The 14,892-nt window shown below is 38.8% G+C and carries 17 protein-coding genes; 8 read left to right on the plus strand and 9 right to left on the minus strand.

Annotated elements, in window-relative coordinates; translation table 11 throughout:
• Positions 1-29: 29 nt before the first annotated feature.
• The 4 genes from K2F26_RS12705 to K2F26_RS12720 all read left to right on the plus strand — a co-directional run bounded on the left by K2F26_RS12705 (position 30) and on the right by K2F26_RS12720 (position 3,532).
• On the plus strand, positions 30-1,331 hold the full coding sequence (locus K2F26_RS12705; RefSeq protein ID WP_220611869.1) for an ABC transporter substrate-binding protein: 1,302 nt from the start codon (positions 30-32) through the stop codon (positions 1,329-1,331).
• A gap of 254 nt (positions 1,332-1,585) precedes the next feature.
• The gene (gene hemE, locus K2F26_RS12710; protein ID WP_220608117.1) at positions 1,586-2,638 is read left to right on the plus strand and encodes a uroporphyrinogen decarboxylase; all 1,053 of its coding nucleotides are present in this window, start codon (positions 1,586-1,588) and stop codon (positions 2,636-2,638) included.
• A 112-nt stretch (positions 2,639-2,750) separates the two neighbouring features.
• Positions 2,751-3,107 carry a hypothetical protein gene (locus K2F26_RS12715; protein WP_220608118.1) on the plus strand — a complete coding sequence of 119 codons (357 nt, stop codon included), beginning with the start codon at positions 2,751-2,753 and terminating at the stop codon, positions 3,105-3,107.
• A gap of 2 nt (positions 3,108-3,109) precedes the next feature.
• Positions 3,110-3,532 carry an HNH endonuclease gene (locus tag K2F26_RS12720; RefSeq protein ID WP_220608119.1) on the plus strand — a complete coding sequence of 141 codons (423 nt, stop codon included), beginning with the start codon at positions 3,110-3,112 and terminating at the stop codon, positions 3,530-3,532.
• 14 nt (positions 3,533-3,546) lie between these two features.
• On the opposite strand, the gene K2F26_RS12725 is transcribed toward K2F26_RS12720, so the two are convergent.
• Together K2F26_RS12725 and K2F26_RS12730 are read right to left on the minus strand one after the other, a co-directional pair.
• Entirely contained in the window at positions 3,547-3,762 is a 216-nt protein-coding gene (locus K2F26_RS12725) for a hypothetical protein (protein WP_220608120.1), read from the minus strand.
• Between the two features lie 389 nt (positions 3,763-4,151).
• Positions 4,152-5,570, minus strand: a complete 1,419-nt coding sequence (locus K2F26_RS12730; RefSeq protein WP_220608121.1) for a serine/threonine-protein kinase — start codon at positions 5,568-5,570, stop codon at positions 4,152-4,154.
• A 168-nt stretch (positions 5,571-5,738) separates the two neighbouring features.
• On the opposite strand from K2F26_RS12730, the gene K2F26_RS12735 reads away from it, so the two are divergent.
• Positions 5,739-6,695: an NAD-dependent epimerase/dehydratase family protein gene (locus tag K2F26_RS12735; protein WP_220608122.1), complete on the plus strand. Its 957-nt coding sequence runs from the start codon at positions 5,739-5,741 to the stop codon at positions 6,693-6,695.
• A 63-nt stretch (positions 6,696-6,758) separates the two neighbouring features.
• On the opposite strand, the gene K2F26_RS12740 is transcribed toward K2F26_RS12735, so the two are convergent.
• The 7 genes from K2F26_RS12740 to K2F26_RS12770 form a co-directional block, all read right to left on the minus strand.
• Positions 6,759-7,271 carry a YceD family protein gene (locus K2F26_RS12740; protein ID WP_220608123.1) on the minus strand — a complete coding sequence of 171 codons (513 nt, stop codon included), beginning with the start codon at positions 7,269-7,271 and terminating at the stop codon, positions 6,759-6,761.
• 214 nt (positions 7,272-7,485) lie between these two features.
• Complete coding sequence (locus tag K2F26_RS12745) at positions 7,486-8,019, minus strand: Jag family protein (protein ID WP_220608124.1); 534 nt, start codon at positions 8,017-8,019, stop codon at positions 7,486-7,488.
• Between the two features lie 2 nt (positions 8,020-8,021).
• Positions 8,022-9,173, minus strand: coding sequence for a membrane protein insertase YidC (gene yidC / locus K2F26_RS12750; protein WP_220608125.1), 1,152 nt, complete (start codon positions 9,171-9,173; stop codon positions 8,022-8,024).
• A gap of 360 nt (positions 9,174-9,533) precedes the next feature.
• The gene (locus K2F26_RS12755) at positions 9,534-9,923 is read right to left on the minus strand and encodes a PH domain-containing protein (protein WP_220608126.1); all 390 of its coding nucleotides are present in this window, start codon (positions 9,921-9,923) and stop codon (positions 9,534-9,536) included.
• A complete protein-coding gene (gene rnpA / locus K2F26_RS12760; protein ID WP_220608127.1) occupies positions 9,910-10,332 on the minus strand; it encodes a ribonuclease P protein component in 423 nt (140 codons plus the stop codon). The genes K2F26_RS12755 and rnpA overlap by 14 nt, the downstream gene beginning before the upstream one ends.
• Before the next feature lie 22 nt (positions 10,333-10,354).
• On the minus strand, positions 10,355-10,489 hold the full coding sequence (gene rpmH, locus K2F26_RS12765) for a 50S ribosomal protein L34 (RefSeq protein ID WP_096569209.1): 135 nt from the start codon (positions 10,487-10,489) through the stop codon (positions 10,355-10,357).
• A gap of 199 nt (positions 10,490-10,688) precedes the next feature.
• Positions 10,689-11,195, minus strand: a complete 507-nt coding sequence (locus tag K2F26_RS12770; protein ID WP_220608128.1) for a DUF2808 domain-containing protein — start codon at positions 11,193-11,195, stop codon at positions 10,689-10,691.
• A gap of 685 nt (positions 11,196-11,880) precedes the next feature.
• Here K2F26_RS12770 and K2F26_RS12775 point away from each other — a divergent pair.
• From K2F26_RS12775 to K2F26_RS12785, 3 genes are all read left to right on the plus strand, one after another.
• A complete protein-coding gene (locus K2F26_RS12775; RefSeq protein WP_220608129.1) occupies positions 11,881-13,035 on the plus strand; it encodes a Re/Si-specific NAD(P)(+) transhydrogenase subunit alpha in 1,155 nt (384 codons plus the stop codon).
• Positions 13,036-13,189: 154 nt separating this feature from the next.
• Complete coding sequence (locus tag K2F26_RS12780; protein ID WP_220608130.1) at positions 13,190-13,483, plus strand: NAD(P) transhydrogenase subunit alpha part 2; 294 nt, start codon at positions 13,190-13,192, stop codon at positions 13,481-13,483.
• Positions 13,480-14,883: an NAD(P)(+) transhydrogenase (Re/Si-specific) subunit beta gene (locus K2F26_RS12785; RefSeq protein WP_220608131.1), complete on the plus strand. Its 1,404-nt coding sequence runs from the start codon at positions 13,480-13,482 to the stop codon at positions 14,881-14,883. The genes K2F26_RS12780 and K2F26_RS12785 overlap by 4 nt, the downstream gene beginning before the upstream one ends.
• The last annotated feature ends 9 nt before the right edge of the window (positions 14,884-14,892 follow it).

A 14,892-nucleotide genomic window follows, 5' to 3' on the forward strand; every position in this document is an offset into this window, starting at 1 on the left:
ATAAATCAGCAATTTTCTCAGCCACCAACATGAAATTTATCAGGATTCGGTTTTTTAATTCCACTCAGAGGATGTTCACAACGGTAATCATCTTGATTTCTTGTTTCCTATTTCTATTTAGTTGTCAGCAGAATATTCAAAAAGATAATAATATCATTCATGTGACTTTATGGCAAGGAATTAACCCGCCAGTGAATCGGGATGTATTCAATAAATTAGTAGATCAATTTAATCAGGAAAATTCTCATATTCATGTAGACTCAATTTTCACAGGTACACCAGAGGAACAATTACCGAAAATATTAACCGCAGTGGTAGGTAATGCGGCTCCAGATATTTTAAATTTTTCTGCCCAAATAACTGGACAGTTAGTAGAATTAGGAGCAGTTGAACCTTTAGATGATTGGTTTAATCAATCAGCGGCCAAATCGGAAATTTATCCGCAAGTGATAGAGGAATTACAATTAGATGATCACCTCTGGTCAGTTCCTCTTTATACTGCTAATCTGGGCATTTTTTACCGAAATGATTTATTTAAAAAAGCGGGAATTAGTGAAACTCCTAAAAACTGGCAAGAATTAAGGGAAGTTGCCAAAAAATTAACTATTGATCGCAACGGCGATCAACGTCCAGAACAATATGGAATTTTATTACCTTTGGGCAAGCAAGAATGGACTGTTTTTAGTTGGTTTCCCTTTTTATTAGGTGCAGGTGGTGAAATATTAAATAATAACCATCCTAATTTAAATAATCCAGATGCTATTCAAGCATTACAATTTTGGCAAGACTTAATTAAAGATGGTTCAGCAACTCTTTCTCCCCCGGAAAGAGGCTATGAAGAAGATGCTTTTATTCAAGGTCGTGTAGCGATGCAAATTACTGGACCCTGGACTTATATTAAAAACTCTAATGTTGATTTTGGTGTGTTTCCCATTCCTGAAAATAAAGTACGGGCGACAGTCATAGGTAATGGCAATTTTTATTTAATGAAAACTACACCGGAAAAACAAAAAGCGGCTTTAAAATTTTTAGAATTTGTTGTTAGTGAACAATTTCAAACAGAATGGGCAATGGGTACTGGTTTTTTACCTGTAAATATCAAATCTGCACAAAGCCCAGAATATCAAGAATACCTTAAATCCAGACCTTGGTTAAAAGTGTTTGTAGAGCAAATGTCTGTGGCTGGTTCTCGTCCTACGTTAGCTGGATATAGTCGCATTTCTGATAGTTTAGGTAGAGCAATTGAAGCAACATTATTAGGTAAATCTTCTGCGGAAGTTGCTTTAAAACAAGCTCAGGAACGGTTAGACGTGATTTGGGGAGAAAAATAGGTGAGTGGGGACTGGTGACTGGTGACTGGTGACTGGGGTGTTATCTCCCCTACTTCCCCTACTTCCCCTACTTCGTCCTGAACTCCTGAACTCCTGAACTCCTGAACTCCTGAACTCCTGCCTCCTAAAATTTTAACGTTTTGTTAAGTTAAGTAAAGCAAGTGTTAGAGCTTTTGGAGGATAGGACTCAAGCGTAAACTAGGGATGATAAGCTAAACAGTGAAATATAAAAGTGACTTAGGATGTAGTGTTAAATGGGTGTTTCCTCAACAGTTCCTCTCCTCCTTCGGGCTGCACGCGGTGAAAAAGTAGATCGTCCCCCTGTATGGATGATGCGACAAGCGGGGCGCTATATGAAAGCGTATCGGGACTTGCGGGAGAAATATCCTTCTTTTCGGGAACGCTCAGAAATTCCTGAAGTTGCGATCGAAGTTTCCCTGCAACCTTGGAGAGCTTTTCAACCCGACGGCGTAATTTTGTTTTCCGATATTGTCACCCCCCTACCAGGGATGGGTATTGACATGGATATTGCGGAAGGGAAGGGACCGATTATTTTTTCGCCCATTCGCACTCAAGCACAAATTGATAACTTGCGTCCCCTAGAACCAGCAACTGCTTTACCGTTTATTAAGACCATTTTGGGGTCTTTACGCCAAGAAGTCGGCGATAAGTCAACGGTTTTGGGTTTTGTGGGCGCTCCTTGGACTTTGGCGGCCTATGCGGTGGAAGGTAAGGGTTCTAAAACCTATTCCATCATTAAAAACATGGCTTTCTCAGATCCCAAAATTCTGCATCAGCTATTAACTAAGTTGGCTGAATCTATTGCTGAATATGTGCGCTATCAAATTGATTGTGGCGCTCAAGTGGTGCAAATGTTTGATTCTTGGGCGGGACAATTAAGCCCCCAAGATTATGATACCTTTGCTTTGCCTTACCAAAAAATGGTGTTTGATTTGGTGAAAAAGACTCATCCTGACACACCGTTAATTTTGTTAGTGACTGGTAGTGCAGGACTTTTAGAAAGAATGGCTACCTCTGGTGCAGATATCCTCACCATTGACTGGACTGTGGATATGGCAGATGCACGCAGAAGACTAGGTAAGGACGTAAAAGTACAGGGTAATCTTGATCCGGGTGTGTTGTTTGGTTCTAAAGAATTTATCCGCGATCGCATTTTGGACACCGTTCGCAAAGCCGGCGACTGGGGACATATTCTTAATTTGGGACATGGTGTATTACCAGAAACACCAGAAGAAAATGTCGCTCATTTCTTTGAAACTGCCAAAAACCTCAACGCTTTGGTTTAGTTTCTGGTTTATTGGGTGGGTTTTTTACCCACCTGATTTTTAGGGAACGCAGATAAACGCGGATGAACGCGGATGAGGAAATTCAACAACAGTTAAATTTAAAGGAAAAGCTATGCAAGTTACTTTAGATATTCCTGAAGAGTTGGCAAGTAAATTACAATTATTTGAAAATCAATTACCACAGATTTTAGAATTAGGAATTAGAGAATTAAATGCTGCTTCTCAACCAGGTTTTTCAGGTATGGCAGAAGTGTTAGAATTTTTGGCACAGTTACCAACATCCGCAGAAATTATTGCTTTACGTCCTTCAGAAGAATTACAAACACAAATCAGTAATTTATTAGAAAAAAATCGGAATCAAGGTTTAAATGCGGCTGAAGAAATGATGTGGGAACAATATCAATATTTAGAGCATTTGGTGAGGATAGCAAAAGCCAAAGCTTTATTGAAATTACAAGCCGGGGAATAAATATGAGTAAATATATCCCATCTGCTCTGAGGAAATTAGTTTATGATCGTGCTAAAGGCTGTTGTGAGTATTGTTTAATTCCTGAAATTGCGACCTTATCTCCTCATGAAATAGATCACATTATTGCTGAAAAACATGATGGTTTAACAGAAGCTGATAACCTAGCTCTTTGTTGTGTTTTGTGCAATAAACACAAAGGTAGTGATATAGCATCAATTGATCCAGTAACAAAACTATTGACTTCATTATATAATCCACGTCAAGATAATTGGCATGAACATTTTCAATTAAATGGTGCTGAATTTATGCCTTTAACAGCAGTAGGAAGAATCACGGTAAAATTATTACAAATTAATCGTATTGATAGATTAAAAGAACGGGAATTACTTGTACAAGCTGGTATATTAAAACCACCAGTAGAATAGAACAATTTGACCTGCTATTGCCATTTTTCTATTAAATCGGATTCGGTGTATTCAGGAAGATGATCATTTTCTAAGTCTCTCATAGCTTGTTCTAAGGAAAACTCATTCCATTCTTCATTTTCTTTGTTGGTCAAAATCGGGATTAACATTTTTTGAATTGTCCATTTTTCTTCTTCTATCAGTTCTAAAATAGTTTCTTTGATCAGGGCTTTTAGTTGTTGGGTTTCCATTTTTCACCTTTGGTTGATCATTCTTTCATTTTACCTTGTTTTTCATCTATGGATCTGTTAGTGGGAGAGTGAGAACGAACCACAGAGACACAGAGAACAATTTCTGTTATTTTTTAGTAGGTTGACATTAATATCCTTTACATCTTTTAATCCTGGTTATCCTGATTCTGACTTTTTCGGTTTTGTGTACAAGTTTACGAGGGAACGAACCACGTTCTGCGAAGCAGTTCCCGAAGGGTAGACACGAAGAACACGAAGCAAGAGTAAAGAGAGAATTTTCTGTTATTTTTTAGTAGGTTAACAGTAATATCCTGTACATCCTTTAATCCTGGTTATCCTGATTCTGATTTAATATTTTTCTGTGAATCTTTAGATTTTACAGTTGACTGTTATGAACGCAAGATCAGAACTATGACAACTGCTTTCCAGTAATCATCTTGAGAATACAAACTAATAACTACTTTCCACCACCATATCGAACCTACGGAAAAAAAAGGAAGATGCGCTTTTGGTGCTTTTATGTCAAAGGTAATCTCGTTATCAGATAGTAAATTTTCTCCTTTTCTCCATCCTACCTTATCTATAAATTTATTCCAAATTTTGTGGTCGTAATTTGTTGTTCCCCCCACACTTTCATAAATCTGCTTTTGTACAGAAAATCCAAAGCGCCCATTACTATTCTTTACCCATAAATTGTCTATAATGCTGATGTCTTCACTTGGAATATCAAGAACATTGTCTATGGTTAAATAACCCGGTATTCCCCGGTTAGCAAGCTTCAATATTATCCGTCTTGTTTCCTCATCTGCTTCTTTCCATTTCCCATCTGCTAATAATTTTTCTAGTTTTTTATACTGACTGGGTACAGTAACAGATGGTAAAGTAACAGATGGTTGAGGAATTTTCACAGTTGGTTGTAAATTAGAAATTTGATTTACAGGACTTAAATCATTAATCACTTCCTTAACAGATTGATAACGATGTTTAGCAATAGGACTTGCTAATTTTTCCAAAATTTTCCCTAATTCATTACTTACCACATTCCCATTTAAAAAATCTCTCCATACCCATTCCCCTTCCATTGGACTATATAAATCAAACGGACTAACTCCTGTTAATAAATGCAAACAAGTTACCCCTAAACTATATAAATCACTAATAAATAATGGTTTACCTATTGACTGTTCAGGGGCGCAATATTCAGCAGTTCCAATAATTGTTCCTGTAGCTGTGCGTTGCTGTGGTTTAACTATTTTCGCTGCCCCAAAATCTACTAAAAATAACTTTTTATCACTACTCAGAATCATATTTTCTGGTTTAATATCTCGGTGAATTACTTGTTTACTATGAACAAAATCCAAGATTTGCAAAACTTCTATTAATAAGTTTTTAATTTGCTGTTCAGAAAACACACCATTTTTATCTAACTCAGTTTGTAAAGTTTCCCCTTTAACAAATTCCTGTACTAAATATTGACGATTATCATAAGTAAAATAAGCCATTAACTCAGGTATTTGCGGATGTTTACCCAACTCCTCTAAACGTTGTGCTTCCTGTGCAAATAACTGGGATGCTTTTTCAATACTATCCGTTCCCTGTGCTTGGGGTAAAAACTGTTTAATCACACAAAAAGGTTTTGATGGTTTATCCTCATCAATCGCTAAAAAAGTCCTACCAAAACCACCTTGACCTAAAATTGATAAAGGTGCATATCTTTCTTTTAGCAATAACTTACTACCGCACTTTTGACAAAATTGAAAACTATCAGGATTAGAAAAAAGACAGTCAGGATTAAGACATTGACGCATAGACTCAACACCAACACACTGTTATAATTTTACCCTAATTAATCAAAACCTACGCAAAATCTCTCAAAACCTCAGATTCCCAACTTCTTGAAGAAGTCGGGGATCTATCTGCTCAAATCATGCTATAATTATACACCGTTATCAAAAATACCCAAAAACCCAACATCAATGACTAAACAAAGAATATTAATCACAGGTGCAAGCGGCTGTATCGGTCATTATATCAGCGAAACATTAATCAAAAACACAGAACACGAATTATATTTATTAGTTAGAAACCCCAACAAACTACAAATTAACACCACAGCACGTCCAGGAGTCACAATTTTACAAGGTGATATGCTGGAAATTAACAAATTTTCCAACTTATTAAAAACCATAGACACCGCAGTTTTAACCGCCACTTCTTGGGGTGGAGATAAAATTTTTGATATTAATGTCAACAAAACCATAGAATTAATGAACCTGTTAAACCCGGAAAGATGTCAACAGGTAATTTATTTTTCAACTGCTAGTGTTTTAAATCACGAAAATCAACCATTAAAAGAAGCAGGAGAAATAGGAACAGATTATATTAGTTCTAAATATGATTGTTTACATAAAATTGAACATTTAGAGATTTACCCGAAAATTACTACCGTTTTTCCTACTTTGGTTTTAGGTGGAGATGATCAAAAACCCTATTCTCATTTAACATCGGGTATTCCTGAAGTTACCAAATATATTAATATCATTCGTTTTTTACAAGCTGATGGTAGTTTTCATTTTATTCATGGTCAAGATATTGCCACAGTTATACAGTATTTAATTGATTATCCACCACAAACAGGAGATCCGAGAAGATTTGTTTTAGGTCAATCTGGGTTAACAGTAAATCAAGCAATAGAAGAAGTTTGTCAATATTTAAATAAAAAGATTTATTTCCGCATTCCTTTATCTTTGGGTTTAGCGAATGTGATTATTAAAATATTTAGGATTCAAATGGCAGCTTGGGATAGATTTTGTATGAATTATCGCTATTTTACTTATTCTAATGCGATTAATCCGGCAAGTTTTGATTTACCAAATTATTGTGCAACGATGAGTGATGTGTTAAAAATTAGTGGGGTGAAAAGTGGCAAATAAATATTTAAGCTCACCGGGTTTAGAAAACCGGGTAAGCTTAATTGGGAAATATCTATCAATTTCCTATTCAGGAAGTTGTTTTTTCAAACTTTCCAAAGCAGACCAACGTCTATCAACCTGCTTTTCAGCACCAGCATCAGCAGCAGTATTATCTAAAATACCCGGACAATTGCGATCGCACAATTGACGTTGAGGAATAGCTAAACACATCTGCTCATACAGCCATTCACTAGGATAAAAATAACCATCAGGTGAAAGCGTTTCTACTAAATCTTCTATAGCAACTTCCCTTTCTAATGGTAAATCTTCAACTTGATTAGCATTAGCATCTAACCAAATAATTTCTTTAGTATTCACAGCCAAACGTTGATTATATTGCTGCAAACAGCGGTTACAGGTACAAGTAATAATTGATTCTGCCTGACCAGAAACTTCTAAATAATTACCCTGGTGCTGTACGCGGATAGTTCCACGCACAGGGGTTAAAGTTTCTAGCCCAGGCAGAGACTCGTTCACTTGAATTTCCTCTGTCCGTTCCGGGGCTTTAGTTAGCTGCGGAATAAAAATAGCGTCCATTATGATGAGTGAGAAATACTCACGAAAAATTATGGTTTATGTTCAGCAAAATTGCTGATTCTACATTTACAAGAATTCAGGAGTCAGGAGTCAGGAGTCAGGAGTCAGAATGTTTGATAAATTGGTAGATTATCAAAATAGGGCGTTTAGGCGCAAGCTGTAAAAAGCTGACTGCTGACTGCTGATAGCTGAATACTTATCTTTGATTTTAGCTTTAATAGCCGGGATCTGTTGGTGGTTCAGTGGCAGGACGAACTACTAAATTACGATGGGGTTCTTTACCACGGCTAAAGGTTTCCAAATCAGGAAATTCCTTTAAAAAGCTGTGAACTTGTCGCCTTTCCGCTGAACTGAGGGATCTAATTTCCACCTCACGTCCAGAAAAACGCACTTCTTGAGCCGCAGTTCTAGCTAAAGCAGTTATTTCCGCTTGTCGTCTGACACGGTAGCCATTCAACTCAATGGTATAAGATGTCTGCTCATGTTCTGGCTGATGCAAATTTAGCACCGAATTAGCTAGATACTGCATAGCATCTAACACAGAACCACCAGCACCAATCAAAACTTTGATTTGTTCTGGCATCAAATTCGATTCATCAATAGTCAACCAATAGCTATCAGGTTCTTGAGAAACTGCCCCCAGAGTAGGAGCAGCCCCTAAATTACCTTTAACATTAGTAGAGATTCCAGTAAGTTGCAGCAATTGTGTTAACCATTCTTCACCACGCTGCATAGAAATTTCACTCATAATTAGCCTGTAGCCTTTTTCTTGGAACTTTTTGGTTCAAAGGGCAAAGCTTTAACCTCTACAGTTGCCGCTTGTTGTTCCTTTTCCTGGATAGCTACAATTTTTTGCAGTTCCTCTGGTAGAGGTTCGCGGGAAAGAATGTAGGTTTGCAGGGTTTGGAAAACGTTACCAATTACCATGTACATGAGTACACCAGCGGGTAGCGGGAAGAACAAAAACATTCCCGAAAAGATCACAGGTGTAATTTTATTAACTGTATCCTGTTGTGGATTACCACCACTGGAATTTTGCCCAGACAGCATTTGGCTAAAGTACAAGCTGATGCCAAAGAAGACTATCATGCCGACAATATCCCAGTGAACTACACCATCTGGATCAATTGCCCCTACCCTACCTAAAGCATCAATAAACAGAAATCCTTTATCTGCTGCCAGTCCGGGAATTGTTCCTTGTATTGTCACATCTCCAGGTTGTAAGGCTTCGATATTGCCTTCGGCATCAATTTTGATTCTGTCTTCTCCTTTGGTTATTTTCCATTCAGGAGTTAATTTTGTTTCTGGATGTTCTGCTAGGAGTGCATCAAAGGGTTTGCCCTCCATTGTTTGATATTGAATCTTTGTCTTTTCTCCCACTGCCAACTTATTACCACCAGGAAGGATAGCGGTAATTTTGGTGTGATCCCCATCGGCAATGTAAATATTTTGGGGAGGAGTAGCAAAGGCTTGGGGTTGAATGCGTTCTATTTGTTCGGATGGGAAGATTTGCAAGTTAACGGAGTAGTTCACACCTGCAAATGGTGAACCCCGCAAAGTGGCAAACAGTGCTAGTAAAACTGGCATCTGTAACAGCAGGGGCAAACATCCAGCTAAGGGGTTGCCAAACTCTTTTTGGACATTGACCATTTCCTCTTGCTGCTTTTGCGGATCGTCTTTATAGCGTTCTTTAATTTCCGCCATCCGCTTTTGCATGAGAGGTTGTACTATTCGCATCCGTCGCATACTGCGAATAGAACCTGCACTCAGGGGATAGAGTGCAAACCGAATGATTAATGTTAAAGCAACGATCGCCAATCCATAGCTAGGAAAAAAACCATAGAAAAAGTCTATGATTGGCAACATTACGTTGTTCGAGAGAAACCCGATACCAAAATCCATTATTCTAAATCCAACCCAAGGTACTGTAAACTGAACTGAATCTAATTTATCTAAATCGTGATTTATTAGCGACTATCATTGGCTACGGATAGCCGCACAATGGTGATTGGTGACTGGTGACTGGGGACTGGTGACTGGTGACTGGTGACTGGTGACTGGTGACTGGGGACTGGTGACTGGTGACTGGGGACTGGTGACTGGTGACTGGGGAAAAATATTTACCTTCTGCTTCCTGCTTCCTGACTCCTGACTCCTGACTCCTGACTCCTGACTCCTGACTCCTTGTTCACGAAGCGTGGCGAAGCCATTCTCCTGACTCCTTGATCTCCTGACTCCTGCCTCCTAACTCCTGCCTTCTGCCTACTTTTGAGCAGCAGTATATTGGGGATTTTTAGCAGCTACTTTTTCACTAATGTAGTCATAAACTTCCCGAAAATTAGGAATAGCTCGCATTTCTAAGCGATTACCGTTTTTCAGGGTTAGGACCATATCTCCCCATAAGCCAATACCACGGGGAACTTTTACCACTTTGACTATTTCTGAGTAAATCACGTCGGTGCGATCGCGTCCTAGCCAACCACCCATGACAGCAACTCGCCGATCAGTGATTTTAAAACGTAACCATAACGCTCTAACTATCGCTCCAATAGTTAATGGTAAACCCACAACCGTTAGCCCAATCAATAAATTCAGAATCAAATCCCCAATATGGGGACCACCTTCATAATAAACTTCTTCACGAATACCCATTTATTACCTCTGCTTTTACCAACAACTGCTCTAATTCTTGCAGAAATTGTTGGCTTACGCACTCAGATTCTGCTGTCTTTGGCTTGACAATCACTACCAATCGCCATCCAGGTGATAACTTAGGCAATAATTGAGACAATGCGGCTGTAATTTGCCGTTTAATCCGATTGCGAACTACTGCTCTTTTACTGACTTTGGTGCTAATGGAAACGCCAATTTTTGTACTAGCTAAATCTTGACATTTAGTTAATTTTATGGTATCAGCGTCATTATCACTAGAAGATTTTTGTGGACGTGACGGTTTTAAAGCTCTCAAAGTGAAATGAGAGCTATGACACCGAATTCCTTCCCGGAAAACCGCCTGGAAATCCTTGCGGGATTTTAATCTATATGCTTTGGGCAAAGCCACAGCTTCTCTATTTGCTGGATGCCTAAACGCTTAAACGATGACGACCTTTTTTTCTTCTGGCTCGGATTACTCTTCTGCCAGTTGGGCTTTGCATTCTAGCACGAAAACCAGAGGTTCTCTTTCTCTTCCGACAAGTTCCACCCAATGTTCTTTGCATTTCTTTCTCCTCTTAGGCGATTTTCATAAAAAGTCACAATCTGTTATCTTACCACTTTACAGGCAATAAGAGTATATTTCTGGATACAGTTTCTAGTGATTGGTGATTGGTGACTGGTGATTGGTGACTGGTGATTGGGAAAATACAAATAATTTGCTACCTGTTCCCTGTTCCCTGTTCCCTGTTCCCTATTTTCTTGTTAATTGATGCTGATGAGCCAAGTACCTAAGTAGCGCAACATTGGTACATCTCCAGGAGAGAGGACTTGGCAGTTAAAATGGAACATTCCCCCAAAGGCAGGATTCTGCACATTAGATAGCACTAACTCAACTTTACTACCTGCTGGTACTGGTTCTTCGGGAAATATCTCTATTATCCGTCCTTCTTTATTCCATTTAACTTCACTTAAAGGAACACTTTTTTCTTTGACTCTGACTTCAACTGCTTTTGGATCAAAACTGCCTTTGTAATAATCAGGGTAAGTAATGGCAAATTGGGCAACTGCCAAGTTCATTTTTTTGGCGGGTAGTCTGAGTATATATCTATCCGTGGCGTTGGTTTGTCCACCAAAATCTAATCGAAAGGGTAGCTGATTTTCTGACTTAACACCGCTAAATAGTGTAAAACCTTGTTGTGCCAAACTGACAGCCGGAAAATTCGCTAATAAACAACCAGTTACAGCTAAAGCAGAAAGTAAACGTCGCATAGTTAGGTTTCCTCTAAATAAATATTATTCCGTGATTTAAAAGTAACAGTCTCGTTAGTATTCTTAACTAAACTTTACCACTTTACACCTGATAATAGACGAAAAATAAAAATAAAAGTGCTTTTTATATCAAAAATTCTGCGAGTAGAAGGAGAAACATAGTTTGCATCAGGGGAATTAAATTATTTTTTGCTGATTATATAAAAATTAAGAAATATAAATTTTTCAGAATATTTGATAAAAAATTAAATTTTGTTTTAGCGATCGCTCATTAAATTAAGATAAATTAATTAGACTTCAAGTTTGCATATTCTGTATCCTAAATCCTGACAAAATCATCAATAATTCAGGTAAAAATATCCAAATTGCCAAATTTAAGTATGGCAGAAAGTAAGAATAAAATTGCACAATCCCAAAAATAATCTGAAGACATAGATATAACATCAAAAAATGCACGTAAGATGTAGATGTGAACTAGGTACAGCAGTTTGCAACCATCTAAAATTATTACATCTGCAACCTGCAAAGATTCTCTTGACAGAGGGAAAAACAAAGTACACACTTTAAAGTCAAACTCTAGGGCTTCAAACTTACTGGTTGACGTTGTGTTGTTTGTATCGGTTTATAAAAGACTTACATCAATAAATAGTTAGCAGATATTAAGTATTTATCTCTAGGAGATTTCATGAAAATAGCAGTAGCTAAAGAAATAGAAGTTTGTGAACGTCGGGTGTCATTAATTCCTGACATTGTAGCCAAATTAGTCAAACAAGGATTAGAAATTTATGTAGAAAGTGGTGCGGGAGAAAAAGCATTTTTTACTGACGCTGACTATGAAGCAGCAGGAGCTAAAATTATCAGTGATCCTGCCACATTATGGGGTGAAGCGGACATAATGTTAAAAGTCAGTCCACCCCAAGACAGAGAAGATGGACGTTCTGAAATAGACTTACTTAAACCGGGATCTGTTTTAATCAGCTTTCTCAACCCCTTAGGAAATCCACAAATAGCGCAAAAATTAGCACAACGGCAAATTACAGCTTTAAGTATGGAATTGATCCCCCGTACTACCAGAGCGCAAAGCATGGATGCTTTATCTTCCCAAGCATCTCTAGCAGGGTATAAAACTGTACTTTTAGCGGCGGCAGCTTTACCAAAATATTTCCCGATGTTAACCACTGCGGCGGGTACTATTGCCCCTGCTAAAGTATTTATTATGGGTGCGGGTGTTGCGGGTTTACAGGCTATAGCAACTGCAAGAAGACTAGGAGCAGTAGTAGAGGCTTTTGATATTCGTCCAGCCGTGAAAGAAGAAGTACAAAGCTTAGGGGCGAAATTTGTTGAAGTTAAATTAGCAGAAGAAACCACAGCAGCAGGTGGTTACGCAAAAGAAATATCAGAAGACAGTAAAAAACGCACCCAGGAAGTAGTCGCAGAACACATCAAAAATTCCGATGTAGTCATTACCACCGCCCAAGTACCAGGAAGAAAAGCACCCATCTTAGTGACAGAGGAGATGGTAAAAGCGATGAAACCCGGTTCTGTGATAGTAGACTTAGCCGCAGAACAGGGTGGTAACTGTGCTTGTACAGCACCGGGTAAGGATATTGTTTATCACGGTGTAACGATTATTGGACCAATTAATTTACCTTCGTCTATGCCTGTACACGCTAGTCAACTTTACTCTAAAAATATTACTGCATTAATGCAGTTATTGATTAAAGATAAAACGTTACAGGTTAATTTTGCGGATGATATTGTTGATGCGGCTTGTGTTACTTATGGTGGTGAAATTAGGAATCAACGGGTGAAGGATGCTTTGCAAGCTGTTGTGGTTTAGTTTTGAGGATTTTTTGAGGAACGAACCGCAAAGAACGCAAAGTACACGAAGGAAGAGGAGTTAGAGAGAGATTTTCTATTTGTTATATAAGTTCTTTCTTTGCGTCTTTGCTCCTTTGCGCCTTTGCGCGAAACACTATTTATTATCTTGAACCATGAATGAAACTTTACTAGCGGCTTTATTTGTGCTTGTTTTGGCTTCTTTTATTGGCTTTGAAGTCATTAACAAAGTTCCCCCGACTCTGCATACTCCTTTGATGTCGGGTTCTAATGCTATTTCTGGTATTTCGGTAATAGGTGCAATTCTCGCTGCGGGTGAGAGAAATACCAGTTTATCAGTAATTTTGGGTTTAATTGCGGTGATATTGGCAATGGTTAACGTTGTCGGTGGTTTTTTGGTTACAGACAGAATGCTGCAAATGTTTAAAAAGAAGGATGTTAAAGCATGAATACTTTTATACCAACTGGGATTCAGCTAACTTATTTAGTAGCTGCATCTTTATTTATCTTTGGTTTAAAAAAGCTGGGTTCTCCTGCAACTGCTCGCAATGGTAATGTTATTGCTGCGGTGGGTATGTTGTTAGCTGTGGTTGCCACTTTGTTAGATCAGCACGTATTAAATTACGAGATGATTTTAATAGGTTTGGTAATTGGTTCAATTATTGGGGCTGTGGCAGCTTACAAAGTGCAAATGACGGAAATGCCCCAAATGGTTGGTTTACTTAACGGTTTGGGTGGTGCATCTTCCGCACTTATCGCTGTAGCTGAGTTTTGGCGGTTGTTGGGAAGTTCTCAACCTATCCCCCTCGATGTCAACATCTCTATGTTATTGGATGTGTTGATCGGTGGTGTGACCTTAACTGGTAGTTTTCTTGCTTTTGCTAAGTTGCAAGGTTTGGTTAGTGGTACTCCTATTACTTTTCCTTTGCAGCAACCTGTTAACCTCTTGCTGTTGGGTTCTTATTTAGCCGGAAGTGCTTATTTAATCATCTCACCGGATAGTTTACCGATATTTTTAGCGGTGGTGGCAGTTTCCTTGGTGTTGGGGGTGATGTTTGTATTACCCATTGGTGGCGGTGATATGCCGGTGGTGATTTCGCTGTTAAACTCTTTATCAGGAGTTGCTGCTGCTGCTGCGGGTTTTGTGGTGATGAACAATATGTTAATCATCGCCGGTGCTTTGGTGGGTGCTTCGGGTATCATCCTTACAGAAATTATGTGTAAGGCCATGAACCGGTCGTTATTCAGTGTGTTATTTAGTGCTTTTGGTTCTGTAACTACTGCTAGTGGTGGAAATGCTGCGGGTACAAGTAATCAAACTGTTCGCAGTATTGACGCTGAAGAAGGGGCGATGATGTTGGGTTATGCTCGTTCTGTGGTGATTGTACCAGGTTATGGTATGGCAGTTGCTCAAGCACAGCATAGCGTCCGGGAGTTGGCGGATCAGTTAGAGCGTATGGGTGTAGATGTGAAATATGCGATACATCCGGTTGCGGGGAGAATGCCGGGACACATGAACGTATTATTGGCGGAAGCTAATGTACCCTATACGCAGTTGTATGATATGGAGGACATTAATCCTCAGTTTGAACAAGCTGATGTAGCGTTAGTGATTGGTGCTAATGATGTGGTAAATCCTGCGGCGCGTAGTGATGCGAATAGTCCGATTTATGGAATGCCGATTTTAGAGGTTGATCGGGCGAAGCAAACTATTGTGATTAAGCGCGGTATGAGTGCGGGTTTTGCTGGTGTGGATAATGAGTTGTTTTATAAGGATAAGACGACGATGTTGTTTGGTAGTGCTAAGGATATGGTGGCTAAGTTGGTTAGTGAGGTGAAGCAACTTTAAGAGAAACGA

The organism is Sphaerospermopsis torques-reginae ITEP-024, assembly GCF_019598945.1.
In the GTDB taxonomy this organism is placed as follows: domain Bacteria; phylum Cyanobacteriota; class Cyanobacteriia; order Cyanobacteriales; family Nostocaceae; genus Sphaerospermopsis.

What these genes read in the sequence shown, in the direction of transcription:
- K2F26_RS12705 (WP_220611869.1), top strand. Translation starts at nt 30, where the DNA reads ATGAAATTTATCAGGATTCGGTTTTTTAATTCCACTCAGAGGATGTTC.
- hemE (WP_220608117.1), top strand. Translation starts at nt 1,586, where the DNA reads ATGGGTGTTTCCTCAACAGTTCCTCTCCTCCTTCGGGCTGCACGCGGT.
- K2F26_RS12715 (WP_220608118.1), top strand. Translation starts at nt 2,751, where the DNA reads ATGCAAGTTACTTTAGATATTCCTGAAGAGTTGGCAAGTAAATTACAA.
- K2F26_RS12720 (WP_220608119.1), top strand. Translation starts at nt 3,110, where the DNA reads ATGAGTAAATATATCCCATCTGCTCTGAGGAAATTAGTTTATGATCGT.
- K2F26_RS12725 (WP_220608120.1), bottom strand. Translation starts at nt 3,762, where the DNA reads ATGGAAACCCAACAACTAAAAGCCCTGATCAAAGAAACTATTTTAGAA.
- K2F26_RS12730 (WP_220608121.1), bottom strand. Translation starts at nt 5,570, where the DNA reads ATGCGTCAATGTCTTAATCCTGACTGTCTTTTTTCTAATCCTGATAGT.
- K2F26_RS12735 (WP_220608122.1), top strand. Translation starts at nt 5,739, where the DNA reads ATGACTAAACAAAGAATATTAATCACAGGTGCAAGCGGCTGTATCGGT.
- K2F26_RS12740 (WP_220608123.1), bottom strand. Translation starts at nt 7,271, where the DNA reads ATGGACGCTATTTTTATTCCGCAGCTAACTAAAGCCCCGGAACGGACA.
- K2F26_RS12745 (WP_220608124.1), bottom strand. Translation starts at nt 8,019, where the DNA reads ATGAGTGAAATTTCTATGCAGCGTGGTGAAGAATGGTTAACACAATTG.
- yidC (WP_220608125.1), bottom strand. Translation starts at nt 9,173, where the DNA reads ATGGATTTTGGTATCGGGTTTCTCTCGAACAACGTAATGTTGCCAATC.
- K2F26_RS12755 (WP_220608126.1), bottom strand. Translation starts at nt 9,923, where the DNA reads ATGGGTATTCGTGAAGAAGTTTATTATGAAGGTGGTCCCCATATTGGG.
- rpmH (WP_096569209.1), bottom strand. Translation starts at nt 10,489, where the DNA reads ATGCAAAGAACATTGGGTGGAACTTGTCGGAAGAGAAAGAGAACCTCT.
- K2F26_RS12770 (WP_220608128.1), bottom strand. Translation starts at nt 11,195, where the DNA reads ATGCGACGTTTACTTTCTGCTTTAGCTGTAACTGGTTGTTTATTAGCG.
- K2F26_RS12775 (WP_220608129.1), top strand. Translation starts at nt 11,881, where the DNA reads ATGAAAATAGCAGTAGCTAAAGAAATAGAAGTTTGTGAACGTCGGGTG.
- K2F26_RS12780 (WP_220608130.1), top strand. Translation starts at nt 13,190, where the DNA reads ATGAATGAAACTTTACTAGCGGCTTTATTTGTGCTTGTTTTGGCTTCT.
- K2F26_RS12785 (WP_220608131.1), top strand. Translation starts at nt 13,480, where the DNA reads ATGAATACTTTTATACCAACTGGGATTCAGCTAACTTATTTAGTAGCT.